This is a genomic window from Chloroflexus islandicus, from assembly GCF_001650695.1.
Classification (GTDB): Bacteria; Chloroflexota; Chloroflexia; order Chloroflexales; family Chloroflexaceae; genus Chloroflexus; species Chloroflexus islandicus.
In genome coordinates this window covers 20,078-33,829 of sequence record NZ_LWQS01000050.1, presented here as the reverse complement: position 1 = coordinate 33,829, position 13,752 = coordinate 20,078, and the positions used below count along the sequence as shown (strand labels likewise).

The following is a 13,752-nucleotide window of genomic DNA, read 5'->3' as shown; positions in this document are numbered from 1 at the left end:
TCCGACGGTGACAGCGAGAACCAGTACCTTTTGGCAGTATAACATAAAGCGTCACTGCTCTTTGCGTTGCCGGCGCCGTTTGGCCGCCAGCAATGCCGCAATCCGCTCTTCGTCGCTGAGGGTAGCCGCTGGCTTTGGCGGGGGCGGGGAAGCCGGTGGCGCCGGCAGATCAGGCGCGGCCACCCGGCGGGCAGGACGTTTGACCGGCACAGCAGTAAATTCGGGCAACGGCACGAACAGCCGGCGCAGGGCAATATCAAGCGGCAACAGGATCAGCGCCAACCAGAGCAGCGGAATTGTCACGGGCCAGACATCGTATACGGCGCGGGTAGTAGGCGTAAAGAGCGCAGTTGGCGGCGGATCGACCCTGCCGCCGGTCAAGGCAGCAATATCGGCCAACAAGCCGGGGTTCGCGGCAAACCGGCCATATTCGGGCGAATAGCTCACGGCGAAGCCGGCGGTGGCGCTGCCGAGAGGCTGGCCAGCGCGATCGAGCGCGCTAACCTGCACCAGATACGCTCCCGCCTGATCAATCGTCGTAATGGCGCGATAGCGACCGGGAGCGACTTGGGTAAACACTAGCTCAAAATTGATTGCCAACCCGCTCACCCGGCTGCGGATCTCGCCAAGTTCCAGCGGCAAGCCCCGCTCATCAAGCGCGATGAGATCGATCTCGGCGCGATTGGCAATCACCGACGCAACGAGTGACAACCGTTCCCCGCCGCTGAGGGGCAGCGTCTCGGCAACCAGATTGGCGGCAAAGCGAGGAAATTCAGGCCACGTTAACCACGCCGCCGCCCAACGGCCACTCAGATCGCTCGTCCACGCCAACACGCGCCCCAAGCCAACCTGTGCCGTAGCCAGCAGCGGTGCGCCGTCATCGGCCACCAACAACGCGCGGGCCAGCGAGCGATGATCGGCAGCATTCCGGCCACGCAACGGCGGCAGCGGGCCAAGATCGCGCAGCCACGGGGATGGCAAAGCCAGCGCCGGCACAAACGGTTCTTCGATCAAATCACGATTAGCGATGCGAACCGTCTCTTCGAGAAAGATCTGGGGCAGCGCACCGGCCCGTTGCACCAGATAGTAGCGCCCGCCGCCGATTTGGGCCGCCTGCTCAAGCGCCGGATCGGTATCCAGCCCGATCGCTACGGTGCTGACCGTCACCCCCTGCGCGCGCAGATCGGCCACCAGATCGGCATAATCAGTTTCAGAGATGCCATCGGTGAGTAGAATCATGTGGCGAATGCGGGCATTCGCTTGCGCGATCGTCTCGGCGGCCAGCACCACCCCGCTGCGAATATTGGTGCCGCCACCGGCGACCAACCGGCTGAGCGCATCTTCGATCGTGAACAGATCGGGCAGCGGCTGCAACGGCAGCAGGGTATCAGCGAAACTATCGAAAGCGATAATGGCGATCTGATCACGTCGCGATAAGCCGCGACTGGCCTGATAAACAGCTTCACGGGCCAAATCAAGTTGGGTGCGCCGGCCATCAACCAGCTCGCTCATACTGCCGCTACGGTCGATCACCAACACCAGCGCCAGATCGGGCCGCTCTTCGCGCAATGGCGGATCGAGCGCCACCGGCAAGATCGGCTCAAGGAGCGACCGCCGCCAACCACCGGCGCCAAACGACTGGGTTCCCCCTACTACCAGCAATCCGCCGCCCAAATCGCGGACATACGCGGTCAAAGCGCGTTGCAGGGCCGTTGAAACCGCTTCCGCCGGCGTATCAACCAACGCAACCGCATCGAAGGCGCGCAGATCGAGCGGATTAGCCGAAATCTGTATTGGCGCCTGAACCGTGACGTCAATCCCCGTCGCGCGCCATGCGGCAGCCAACGCTGCGGCGCGTTCGGGATCAACCGTGATCAGCAATACCCGCGGCGGCCCGCTGACAAAGGTGAACGCTACGGCGCGATTATTGGCCGGTTGGGCATCGAATGGCGCGATCAAACGCGCCTCAAACTGGCGAAAACCGGGAGCGCCCGCCGGCGAATTGAGCGTGATTTGGTTAAGACCAGTAGCCAACTCAACCGGCTCTTCTGCTGCCAACTGGCCATCAACGATAAGCTGCACCGTTGCCGGGCCGGTCACTTCGCTATCAATCTGTACGGTAAGCGGTATCGTTTGCTCAACGCTAGCCGTCGTTGGCGCAATCAACGCAGTGATCAGCGCATCAGGGCCGCGCTCGGCCAAGAGCGGCACCACCTCGATCGGCACGCCGCGAGCTGCGGCCAGCCGGGCAGCGACCAGCGCATCACCCTCATTTTCACCGCCATCTGAGAGCAACACGAGGCGTTGGTGCATTGTGCCGGGCAAGATCGCCAACCCAAGCTGAATTGCATCTTCAATATTGGTGCGCGACGCAATCACCAGCGAATCCAGCCGGGTAAGCGGTCGGGGTGGCTCAGCGACGCGCTCAACCGCCGCGCGCGCGCCAAAGACGATCACCGCCATCCGGTCATCGGGATCGGCGGTGGCGAGGGCCTGTTCGATATACGCCAGTGCGGCAGCACGCTGGGCCGGCGCCACCGAATCGCTTGCATCAATCAGAAACACCGTGGCAGTCGCTTGCACCGGACGGCCCACCTGCAAACCGGCCAACGCCAACACCAACGCTGCGAGTAGCGCCAAGCGCACGACGACCAGCGCCAACATACGCACCCGGCCAAGGCGCCGGCGCAAATCGGCGCGACCAAGCCACATAAACCACAGCAAAGGAATGGCGAGCGCAAACAGCCAAAGAGCTGCCGGCTCAATCACACTCAGCACAATGACCTCCGTTCAGCGGTTGCGGTGGATCGCCAGCCAGCCAACAACATTGTATACCACTTGCTGGGATCATCGCCTGTCAGTGCGCGAGGGCGCAGCGCCCGCGGCAATCGCCCACTTTCCTTCTGTCATTGCGAGGGAGCGGCGCAACCCAGCTCTGCTGGGTGCGCCCGACCGAAGCAATCTTCTCCTTCAGCGGAACGGATGCCTGAGCGGGTTGCTCCTGTGCTGGCGGGGGATGGCTGCGCTGCGCGGGCTGCGAGCCCTCACCCCCCGGCCCCCTCTCCCACCTCACGGCGAGCGAGGGGGAGCCGCTGGATTGCGGGCTAAGCATGACCGGCGCGGAACGCAGCAGCGCCCCTCTCCCGCGTCAGTGGGAGAGGGGCTGGGGGTGTGGGTAAACCGGCTCATCGCAAAGCCGTGAACGACATCTACGCTCATGCGTTCTGTTCGCCCCTCAACCTGTCATTGCGAGGGGGCGCAGCGCCACTTTCCTTCTGTCATTGCGAGGGAGCGGCGCAACCCAGCTCTGCTGGGTGCGCCCGACCGAAGCAATCTCCTCCTTCATCGGAACAGATGCCCGCGCGCACGCCTCCCGTGCGCGCGGGAGATGGTTGCGCCGCGCGGGGGCAGAGCATCGCTCTGCCCCTACGCGCGGCTCGCAATGACATCAGGGGACACGAAGAGCGACTCCCTCCCCCAGTGGGGGAGGGCTGGGGTGGGGACATTACAACGCGCTGCCCCTACTCGACCCGCACTACAACGAGGGTCATATCATCGTGAACCATTCGCCCTTCGCTAAATGCTTGCACTGCCGCCAACAGGCGATCAAGCAGGGCTTCGGGCGGCAAATAACCCCAGTGGCGCACCAATTGTTCGAGCCGGTCGAAGCCGAACAATTCGCGTTGGGCATTCTGCGCTTCGACAATGCCATCGGTGTAGAAGACGATGGTATCGCCGGGAGCCAGCTCTAGTTCGATCTGATTGTAGCGGGTATCGCGCTGTACGCCTAATGGCAGTGCGCCAGCCGTTTCGAGAAACGTCATGCGGCCATCGGCATGGCGCAACAAGGGCGCTAACTGGCCGGCATTAGCCAAGGTCAACCGCAGCTCAATCGGGTCGATCAACGCATACCCCAACGCGACAAAGGCATTGCGCGGCACATCATCCACCAACCAGCGATTGGTCTCGGCCAACACCAAGCGGGGCAACTCGTGATTGCGCGCCTCGGAACGGGCCGTCGAACGGGCCACGGCCATCAGCATCGCCGCCGGCAATGACTTGCCGCTGACATCGCCAACAATGACCCCAATGCGCGAACCGAGATCAATCACATCGTAGAAATCGCCGCCGGTCTCGCGGGCCGGCAAACAACGGGCCGCCACGCTGAGACCGGGGCACGCCGGCAGTTCGCGCGGAAAGAGATTCGATTGAATTTGGCGGGCAATTGCCAGTTCTTGTTCGACCCGCGCCACCGATTCTTGATAGAGTTGCGCATTCTCGATTGCCAACGCTGCGTGATTGGCAAACGCTAACGCGACATCGAGATCACGCTCGCTAAAGGCATACCGGCGATACGAATCGATATTGAGCACCCCCAACACCCGCCCTTTGGCGATCAGCGGCACGCCAAGCCACGACAAAATGCGTTCGCCAATATCACCGGGCGGCCAGATCGTGCCATCAGGCGGCGCCACCACTAACATAGGCCGGCGCTCGCGCACCACCTGACCGGCGCCGCTGCCTTCGAGCGGCAAGATTTTCCCGCGCGGCATCTCCTCAGGCGGCCAACCGCTAGCAGCCACAATCCGTAACACTTGATCATCAATCAGCATGATCGTGGCCGTATCGTAATTGATCACTTTACGCAGCTCGGCCAGCACGAGCTGCAACACCTCATTAGGATCAAAGCTTGAGCTAAGCACGCGCGCCACCTCGCGCAGCGTCTCAGCCGTGCGCCGCTGCTCTTGCTCAGCGGCGAAGAGGAGCGCATTTTCGTAAGCGGTCGCAACCGAGGTCGTCACTGTCATCATCAATTCCAACTCTTCTTCAGTGTACGACCGCGGCTCACCGAAGCTGTCAAACGAGATCGAACCAAACACCCGATCACGGCTGATCAACGGCACGACTACCAGCGAGCGCAACCCCATCGCGCGCCAGCGGTCGCGGGACACCACCGCGCGCGGGTCGGTTTCGATATCGACAATCACTTGCGGACGACGCGCGGTGCAGAGCGCCTCAACCAACGGATTATGGCGCAGATCGATCGTCGCGCCAAGAATGCCGGACGGCGGATATTCGGCCACAACTTCGCCGGTCTCGTCGTCGTGAAACAGCACCAACCCGGTATGATCGGCCCAAAAAAGCTGCACCAACTCGCGGGCAGCAATGTCGAGAATCGCCTGTTGGTCGAGACGAGCCGCGAGCAAGCCGGCAATCCGGTTGACCAACGCCATACGGGCCGCTTGCTGCTCGGCAGCGATCGCATGGGCTTGCGCCGACTCAAAGAGCCGTGCATTCTCGCGCGCCTGCCGCTCGCGCTCTTCAAACAACTGCACCTTCTGCACGGCAAGACTAATCAAGCTGGCGATTTGGGCCAGAAAATCAATCATGCCGTCATCATACTGATAAGGACGCTCATCTTGCAGCACGACCACGCCAATAGCTGCCTCGTGGTGAGCTAATATCGGCACCCCAACCCACGATCGCATCAGGTGGGCCGAGCCAATCGGCTGCGGTTTGATCCCCATTTCGTCAATCCGCTGGTGATCAACCGCCAAATCATCAAAGCGCAGCGGCTGCCGGTTCGTCAGCAACCAATCGGTCAACGAATCCGGCGGCGTCCGCCGGCCCATCAGCTCTTCGCCAAGCGGACGGTTATGCTCCATAAAGATGGCGTAGCGCACCAGACGCGAGTGCGGATCGCAGAGAAGCAAATAAAAGACCGAGGCGGCGGTCAGATCAACCACGATCTGGCGAACCTCATTCAGAATCCGGCTCAGATCGTACGAGGCGGCCACCAGCTTACCGATCTGATTGATCACTTGCAACTCGGCAATCTGGCGCGCTCGTTGCGCCAGCAAGGTAACATTCTGCACGTGCAAAGCTAACTGCGCCGCCACATTCCCAAGAAATTCCATATCGCGCGGCGTAAAGGCATGCGAACGGTAACTCTGCACGCTCACCATGCCAATGGCGCGCCCATCGCGATCGAGCAGCGGCCAGCCCATCCACGAACGAGCGGTGCGTTCGGCGCCAATGATCACGTTATCGACATCAGCCCAAGCCCGGATTTCAACCGGCAGGTCGCGCAGGAAGATCGGCTGGCGCTCACGCAGAATCCGCGCCGTCAGCGAACGGGGTGGCGGTGGATGACTGATCCAATAGGTGTAGAGTTGACCCTCATCAAGGGTAATGCCATCGCTAATCAAGTGGCGTACCGGATCGTAAATCACCATTGAAAAGACATCGAACTCTAAGCATGATTGCAGCTCAGCCGCAGTGCGTTGCAACAGATCGCTCGCAGTCTGCGTGGTTGAAGCCGCCAGACTAATTTCGCGCATTGCGCGCAACTCGGCGATCTGGCGCTCACGCTCTTCAGTCAAGCGACTATGCTCGACGAGGATCGCGATCTGATTTGCCACCGACTGGGCCAACACCAGCTCGTGCGGCGCGATTTCCCGCGGCGTAAAACCGAAAAAGCTTAAGGTGCCCAATACATGCCGGCCCACCACTAGCGGCAAGTTAATCGTCGATTCAAAGCGGGGAAAGAGATGGAGCGGAAACGTGGCCGGGTCATACTGGGCATACCATTCACGGCTCACGATCCGCGGCTGCATCTGCGTGACCACCTCGCGTAGCGGGCTGATTTCAAGCGGAATGTGCCGGGTTTGTTCGATATATTCTTTGCTAAATCCGCGCTGCGCGCGCAAGACCAAGAGCGTGCCGGTCGGGTCGAGCAGACGCACATTGCCGGCCTCGAAATGCAACGTACTCATTGCGATTGCCAACGCCTGCTCGAGCAACTCATCGAGCGAGCGCGGATCGACCAGCGTCGAAGCGAGCGCGCTCAGGGCAGCGAGTTCTTCACGCCGCGCCGCCAGTTGCGCCGCCAATTCGCGGCTCAGCCGTTCTTGCTCTTCAACCAGCACCGCATTCTCAAGCGCCAACGCGATCACATTAGCAATCCGCTGCAACAGATCGAGCGTCTCGTGAGTGTAGAGGTTCGGCTGATAACTTTGCAGCGAGATCACCCCGACCACCGCTTCGCTAATCATCAGCGGCACGCCGATCCATGAACGCGAGAGTTTGGCGGTGTTGCCAAAGGGTACTGGCGGCAAACCGGGATCGCGCTCGACCAACAGATCGCGGAAAAGCATCGGCTCGCGCCGGCGCACAATCAGGCCGGTCAGGTAGCCATATTCGCGGTTTTCGAGAAAATCAATCTGGCCTTCGTCATACAAAAGGGCAGCCTTGAACAGTTCAGGCCGTTCATCGCAAAAGGCAAGGTAACAGGCATCAAAATCGAACACCTTGTGCAATTCACGCACGATCGTTTCAAAGATCACGCGCAGCGACGGGCGGTTACGCGCAGCCAACCCTATCGCGTACAGAGCCGCCAAAATTTGTTGATCGCGCTCTTGCTGGCGGCGCAGTGCATCGCGCTGGCGTTCGAGATCGCCGATCAATTGGCGACGGCGTGCCATGCGAGTCATTGGTCGTGAACCTGTGCTGTAGCTGTAAACGGTAGGCGACAGACGATGGCCGGTTGATCATCAACAAACACGGTGACATCAGGTTCAGCGTAGGCGCTCCGCAGATAGGCTAACCCGATCCAGCCATAGCGCGGCGAGCAGACCGCGCTGGTCAGGTCGCCAATCTCTTTGCCATCGGCAACGACCTTTGCCGGCAGGGATTGGGGGGCTGCCGGCAACCGCAGGCCGCGCAATTGTTTCGCAATCCGCCCGCGACTCTCCATGCGCGCAATGATCTCTTGGCCGACGTAACACCCCTTTTGAAAACTCACCGCCCGCCAGAGATCGGCTTCGAGCGGGATGTAGTCGAGGGTGATTTCGCGGCCAAAGCGCGGGTAGCCGTGTTCGACCCGCACAATCTCAAACGTATCCGCATCAAGGATGGTCGCACCTGCCGCTTGGCATGCCGCCAGCAGCGCCGCCGTGTGCGTCGCCGGCGGGTAGAGGGTATAGCCGTCACCGCCAAGCGGCTCGCAGCGCGCCACCAACACCTGCGCGTCACTCCACTCGCCGTTGGCAATGCCGTAGCGGGGCACCTCAACCGGCAACCCCAACGCCTGCATAATTTGGCCGGCTTGCGGCCCATAGAGGCCGATCTGGCCTAACTCAGCGCCGGCATCGGCCACCGTCACCTGATCGTTAAAAAAGATATTCTTGCGCAGATGACGCAAGATCGGCCCCCCATGGCTAGGGCCGGTCTCTAACAGTAAGGCATCGGGCAGCGCATAGACCCGCAACAGATCGATCATCCGCCCGATCGGCGTGGTTAGTACGGTCAACGTGCCTTGGCCGGCTTGCAACCGCTCGATATGGTTGGTCGAGAGACGATGCAACAACGAGGCCCGATCACGGCCCCGCATCCACAACCGGCCCCGGTCTGATTCATCAATGGCTACGGCGCCAGCATACACCGCCTCGTAGCCGGACATCACTGCCTCATTCATCGCAGCTCTCTTGCCATCTGTATCATCATTGAAAACGATCATCTCACTTCATTGTATCATGCACGGCTTACGATCGACTGACGCAACCGCAGCCGCAACGGCATCCCGTAGCGCGGGCGCAAGGTAATGCCAGTCTGCAACGCGATCGGATGCTCAGGTACCGGCTCAAAACGCCAACGGTGGGCCAGCGTCGCCAACACCAACACCCCTTCCATCCACGCAAACGGCTCGCCGATACAGTTGCGCGGCCCGCCGCCAAACGGGAAGAAAGCGAATTTCGGACGCGCAGCCTGCGCTTCCGGGGTGTGGCGCAACGGATCGCACCGGTACGGGTCGGGGAAAAAGCGCGGATCGTGATGCATCAGCCACGGACTCATTAACACAATGGTATCCGGCGCGACCCGCATATCACCAATTGTCACCGGCGCAATGGCGCGCCGCCCGATCAGCCATGCCGGCGGGTAGAGCCGCAGCGCCTCGGCAAACAACCACTCGGTGTAGCGCAGCGCGGGCAGATCGGCCACGGTTGGCAAGCGATCGCCAAGCACGGTGTCGAGTTCGGACTCCAACGCGGCAGCGATTGCAGGATGTTGCGCTAGCAGATACAAAGCCCATGCCAAGGCATTGGCCGTCGTTTCGTGACCAGCGAGAAAGATGGTCAGCAGCTCATCGCGCAACTGGGTATCGGTCATGCGATAGCCATCACCCTCGTGATCGACCGCCATCAGCAGCATTGAGAGCAGGTCGCCGCGATCGACCGGGTTGGCGCGGCGCTCGGCAATGATCCGGTACACAATCGCATCAAGGCGGGCTTTGGCCGCTTGAAACCGGCGCACCGGCGGCAAGGGCAAGTGCATCAACCAGTCGGCGAGCGGCAGCACCGCCAGATCAAACATCGCTACCAGATCGTGCATCGCGGCAAAGACATCGGCAGCGTCGGCTTCCGTCTCAGCGGAAAAGAGCGTCTCACCGACCACGCGCAGCGTGATCGCCTGCAGCTCACGGCTCATATCAAGCACAGCACCATCGGCCCAACGCGCACTGCGCGCCGCCGCCGCCGCCACCATCGCCGCGCCATAGGCCGCGATGCGCTGGCGATGAAAGGCCGGCTGGATTAACCGGCGCTGGCGGAGATGCACCTCACCCTCGCTGGTCAGCAAGCCTTCACCCAGCAACCGTTTCGCCCGCTCTAACACCCGCCCCTTAACAAAGGCACGATTGTGCGTCACCAACACCTCGCGGATGAGGGTTGGATGATTGACCAGCAGCATGGCTTGCGGGCCGGCGCGAAACGGCGCCACATCGCCGCGCGTGGCGAGATCAGCGAGTAACGCGAGCGGATCGCGGCGGAGTTGCTGAAGCGTGCGGATAGCGCGTGGGGAAGGGAACCGGGCCATCATAACCTCCCGGTGCGAGTAATGCAACCTGTCAATGGTAGCGATTATAATACCATGCTTGCCAGCTCTTAACGTTATGCCGCAAAGCGTCAACCGTGCGTGAAATTTAGAACAACGTCATGTTATACTATACCCATCGGTAAAGCATCAATCAATAGTCGACGATGAACCGTTGGCGATGGGGGAATGCATGAGCGTGACAGGGCGTCTGGCAGGAAAGATTGCGCTAATTACCGGGGGGGCCGGCAACATTGGCAGTGATATGACTCGGCGGTTTCTGGCCGAGGGTGCAACCGTCGTCATTAGTGGTCGCAACAGCGCCAAACTCGCGGCGTTAGCCGACCGGATGCGCGCTGAAGCGGGGGTGCCTGCAAAACGGATCGATCTCGAAGTGATGGATGGCGGCGATCCGGCGGCGGTGCGAGCCGGCATCGAGGCGATCATTGGCCGGCATGGCCGGATCGACATTCTGGTCAACAATGCTGGCAGCGCTGGCGCGCAGCGGCGGTTAGCCGAGATTCCGCTCACAGCCGCCGATCTTGGCCCCGGCGCCGACGAGACGCTGCAAGAAAGCGTTGCGAATTTGTTGGGGATGGGATGGCATCTGATGCGGGTAGCTGCGCCACATATTCCGGCTGGCGGCGTGATCATCAACATTTCGACCATCTTTTCGCGCGCCGAATACTACGGGCGCATCCCGTACGTCGCACCGAAAGCAGCCCTCAATACCCTAACCCAGATCGCAGCGCGCGAACTTGGCGCGCGCGGGATTCGGGTCAACACCATCCTCCCCGGCCCAATTGAGAGCGAGCGGATCCGCACCGTCTTCCAACGCATGGATGAGCTCAAAGGGCGGCCAGAAGGCGATACGGCTAACCAGTTCTTTGCCACTATGCGGCTCTACCGGCCCGATGATCACGGCCAACTTGAACGCCGTTTCCCCACCATTGGCGATGTCACCGACGCCGCGGTCTTTCTGGCCAGCGATGAAGCTGCGGCGCTGACCGGCGAGACAATTGAGGTGACGCACGGCATGGAGTTGCCGGCCAGCAGCGAGACCAGCTTGCTGGCCCGCACCGACCTGCGCACGATCGATGCCAGCGGGCGCACGACGCTAATCTGCGCCGGCGATCAGATCGAAGAGGTTATGGCATTGACCGGAATGCTCCGCACCTGCGGCAGTGAAGTGATTATCGGCTTCCGCTCGGAAGCCGCGATCGAGCAGTTTGAGCAGGCAATTAACGAGAGCCGGCGCTTGGCCGGCGACGCCTTCACGCCGCCGATTGCCTTGCCACTCGATCCGCGCGATCCAGCGACGATTGATGCCATCTTTGACTGGGCCGGCGAGAATACCGGCGGCATTCACGCGGCGGTGATCCTGCCCGCTGCCAGCCGCGAACCGGCCACACAGGTGATCGAGGTTGATGACGGCAACGTGATGAACTTCCTCGCCAACGAAATTGTTGGCTCGATCGTGATTGCCAGCCGCTTGGCGCGCTACTGGCAAACGCAGCGCCTGACACCGGGAGCGCGCGCGCGCGGCCCGCGGGTGATCTTCCTCTCGAATGGGGCGGAAGCGGGCGGCAATACCTATGGCCGTATCCAATGCGCCGCAATCGAGCAGTTGATCCGGGTGTGGCGGCACGAAGCGGCGCTCGACTACGAGCGGGCGGTCGCTAATGGCGAGCATGTCTTGCCAGCGGTGTGGGCTAACCAGATTGTGCGCTTCAACAACCGCAGCCTCGAAGGGCTTGAGTTCGCCTGCGCGTGGACGGCCCAGTTGCTGCATAGCCAGCGCCAGATCAACGAGATCACGTTGACGATTCCTGCCAACATTAGCGCCACGACCGGCGCGCGCAGCGCCGCCGTCGGTTGGGCCGAGAGCTTGATCGGTCTGCATCTGGGCAAAGTGGCGTTGATTACCGGCGGCAGCGCCGGGATTGGCGGCCAGATCGGGCGGCTGTTGGCGTTGAGCGGGGCGCGGGTGATGCTGGCGGCGCGCGATCGCCACAAGCTCGAACAGATCCAAGCCACGATCCGGGCCGAGCTAGCCGAAGTCGGGTACACCGATGTGGAAGAGCGGGTGCAGATCGCGCCCGGCTGCGATGTGAGCAGCGAAGAGCAGCTCGTCGACTTGGTTGAGCGCACGCTGGCCGCCTTTGGCACGGTTGATTACCTGATCAACAATGCTGGCATCGCCGGCGTGGAAGAGATGGCAATCGATATGCCGGTCGAGGGCTGGCGCAATACCCTCTACGCCAACCTGATCAGCAACTACTCGCTGATGCGCAAGCTTGCCCCGCTGATGAAGAAGCAGGGCAGCGGCTACGTGCTCAACGTGTCGTCATACTTCGGCGGCGAGAAGGATGCCGCCATCCCCTACCCCAACCGCTCGGATTACGCCGTCTCGAAGGCCGGCCAACGGGCGATGGCCGAGGTCTTTGCCCGCTTCCTCGGCCCAGAGGTGCAGATCAACGCGATCGCGCCGGGGCCAGTCGAGGGTGATCGCTTGCGCGGCACCGGCGAGCGGCCCGGCCTGTTTGCCCGGCGCGCGCGGCTGATTCTGGAAAACAAGCGGCTCAATGATCTGCACGCCGCCCTCATTACCGCGGCCCGCACCGACGCGCGCCCAATGCGCGAGCTGGTCGAGCTGCTCTTGCCGAACGATGTTGCGGCCCTCGAACACAACCCGGCAGCGCCGGCAGCGTTGCGCGAACTGGCCAAGCGCCTGCGCAGCGAGGGCGATCCGGCGGCTTCGTCGAGCAGTGCCTTGCTCAACCGCTCGATCGCGGCCAAGCTGCTGGCGCGCTTGGTCAATGGCGGTTATCAGTTGCCCGCCGACATCTTCGCCCATCTGCCGGCGCCGCCCGATCCCTTCTTCACCCGCGCCCAAATCGACCGTGAGGCGCGCAAGGTGCGCGACGGCGTGATGGGCATGCTCTACCTGCAACGGATGCCGACCGAGTTTGACGTGGCGATGGCGACGGTCTACTACCTCGCCGACCGCAACGTCAGCGGCGAAACCTTCCACCCGTCGGGTGGTTTGCGCTACGAGCGCACCCCCACCGGCGGCGAGCTGTTCGGCTTGCCGGCCCCAGAACGGCTGGCCGAGCTGGTTGGCACCACCGTGTATCTGATTGGCGAACACCTCACCGAGCATCTCAACCTGCTGGCCCGCGCCTATCTGGAACGGTACGGCGCGCGGCAGGTAGTGATGATTGTCGAGACCGAAGCCGGTGCCGAGACTATGCGCCATCTGTTGCACGATCACGTTGAGGCTGGCCGGTTGCCGATCATCGTCGCTGGTGATCAGATCGAAGCCGCGATCGATCAGGCGATTGCTACCTATGGCCGGCCGGGGCCAGTGGTCTGCACCCCCTTCCGCCCGCTGCCGACCGCGCCGCTGGTGGGCCGCAAAGACAGCGACTGGAGCACGGTGCTGAGCGAGGCCGATTTTGCCGAGTTGTGCGAGCACCAGCTCACCCACCACTTCCGGGTGGCGCGCAAGATCGCACTCAGCGATGGGGCCAGTCTCGCGCTGGTGACGCCAGAAACGACCGCAACCTCGACCACCGAGCAATTCGCGCTGGCCAACTTCGTCAAAACCACGCTGCACGCCTTCACCGCCACCGTCGGCGTCGAGAGCGAGCGCACGGCGCAACGGATTTTGATCAATCAGGTCGATTTGACCCGGCGGGCGCGGGCCGAAGAGCCACGCGATCCGCGTGAGCGCCAGCAAGAGCTGGAACGCTTTATCGAAGCGGTGTTGCTAGTGACGGCGCCGCTACCGCCCGAAGCCGACACGCGCTACGCTGGACGGATCCACCGCGGCCGCGCGATTACGGTGTAAGCAGGCGATAATGGCCGGATAACCTGCGA

The 13,752-nt window shown here is 62.1% G+C and carries 5 protein-coding genes; 1 reads left to right on the top strand and 4 read right to left on the bottom strand.

The genetic code is table 11. The features are described from left to right. Positions 1-51 precede the first annotated feature (51 nt). The 4 genes from A6A03_RS09455 to A6A03_RS09440 form a co-directional block, all read right to left on the bottom strand. Complete coding sequence (locus A6A03_RS09455) at positions 52-2,778, bottom strand: VWA domain-containing protein (protein ID WP_245668930.1); 2,727 nt, start codon at positions 2,776-2,778, stop codon at positions 52-54. A 743-nt stretch (positions 2,779-3,521) separates the two neighbouring features. Further along, a complete protein-coding gene (locus tag A6A03_RS09450) occupies positions 3,522-7,493 on the bottom strand; it encodes a GAF domain-containing protein (RefSeq protein WP_066786977.1) in 3,972 nt (1,323 codons plus the stop codon). Next, positions 7,490-8,476, bottom strand: a complete 987-nt coding sequence (gene ygfZ, locus A6A03_RS09445) for a CAF17-like 4Fe-4S cluster assembly/insertion protein YgfZ (protein ID WP_066787036.1) — start codon at positions 8,474-8,476, stop codon at positions 7,490-7,492. Before ygfZ ends, A6A03_RS09450 begins: the two co-directional genes overlap by 4 nt. Before the next feature lie 56 nt (positions 8,477-8,532). Then, positions 8,533-9,876: a cytochrome P450 gene (locus tag A6A03_RS09440; protein WP_245668928.1), complete on the bottom strand. Its 1,344-nt coding sequence runs from the start codon at positions 9,874-9,876 to the stop codon at positions 8,533-8,535. A gap of 187 nt (positions 9,877-10,063) precedes the next feature. Between A6A03_RS09440 and A6A03_RS09435 the strand changes: the two genes are divergently transcribed. Further along, positions 10,064-13,723 (top strand): SDR family NAD(P)-dependent oxidoreductase, encoded by a 3,660-nt coding sequence (locus tag A6A03_RS09435; RefSeq protein ID WP_066786971.1) that lies wholly within the window; start codon positions 10,064-10,066, stop codon positions 13,721-13,723. Positions 13,724-13,752 lie beyond the last annotated feature (29 nt).

What these genes read in the sequence shown, in the direction of transcription:
- A6A03_RS09450 (WP_066786977.1), bottom strand. Translation starts at nt 7,493, where the DNA reads ATGACTCGCATGGCACGCCGTCGCCAATTGATCGGCGATCTCGAACGC.
- A6A03_RS09440 (WP_245668928.1), bottom strand. Translation starts at nt 9,876, where the DNA reads ATGATGGCCCGGTTCCCTTCCCCACGCGCTATCCGCACGCTTCAGCAA.
- ygfZ (WP_066787036.1), bottom strand. Translation starts at nt 8,476, where the DNA reads ATGAATGAGGCAGTGATGTCCGGCTACGAGGCGGTGTATGCTGGCGCC.
- A6A03_RS09435 (WP_066786971.1), top strand. Translation starts at nt 10,064, where the DNA reads ATGAGCGTGACAGGGCGTCTGGCAGGAAAGATTGCGCTAATTACCGGG.